The sequence below is a fragment of the Phenylobacterium sp. CCH9-H3 genome (assembly GCF_001557235.1).
GTDB lineage: Bacteria > Pseudomonadota > Alphaproteobacteria > Caulobacterales > Caulobacteraceae > Phenylobacterium.
The window spans coordinates 1-489 of sequence record NZ_LSJI01000069.1; the positions used below are offsets into that span (position 1 = coordinate 1).

The 489-nt window shown below is 68.3% G+C and carries 1 protein-coding gene; it reads left to right on the plus strand.

Annotation, left to right across the window (positions count from 1 at the left end):
* Positions 1-55 precede the first annotated feature (55 nt).
* Positions 56-412 carry an endonuclease domain-containing protein gene (locus AX721_RS06045; RefSeq protein ID WP_255373638.1) on the plus strand — a complete coding sequence of 119 codons (357 nt, stop codon included), beginning with the start codon at positions 56-58 and terminating at the stop codon, positions 410-412.
* Positions 413-489: the final 77 nt, after the last annotated feature.

The following is a 489-nucleotide window of genomic DNA, read 5'->3' on the forward strand; positions in this document are numbered from 1 at the left end:
ACTGAAGAGCGGGGGGTGGAGGGGGCAAGCGGCCGGCATAGCCTTGCGACGAACCGTGATCGCCAGCCGCGCCCGTGCGATGCGAAAGGCCATGACCGAGCCGGAGATCATCCTTTGGACACGTCTCAGGGGCCGCGGCGGCAAGCTTCCGACCTTTCGACGGCAGCACCCGTTGGGCGCGACCATTCTGGATTTCTACTGCCCGCGGTTCCGGTTGGCTCTGGAGATCGATGGGTCGACTCACTGGGACGACGAGGCGCAACTCAAGGACGCGGCCCGGGACCGCTGGCTGGCGAGGCAGGGTGTCCAAGTCCTCCGAATTTCGGCCTCGCGCGTCTATCGGGACATCCATGGCGTCATGGACGAGATCACCCTGAAGATCGCGGCGTTGGAACGCGGCGGGCAGGTCTAAGCGGCCGCTCGCCCCCTCCACCACGCGCTCTACGGCCGGCTACGCCGCCCTCGGCCCGCGGTCCCCCTCCCGCCGCT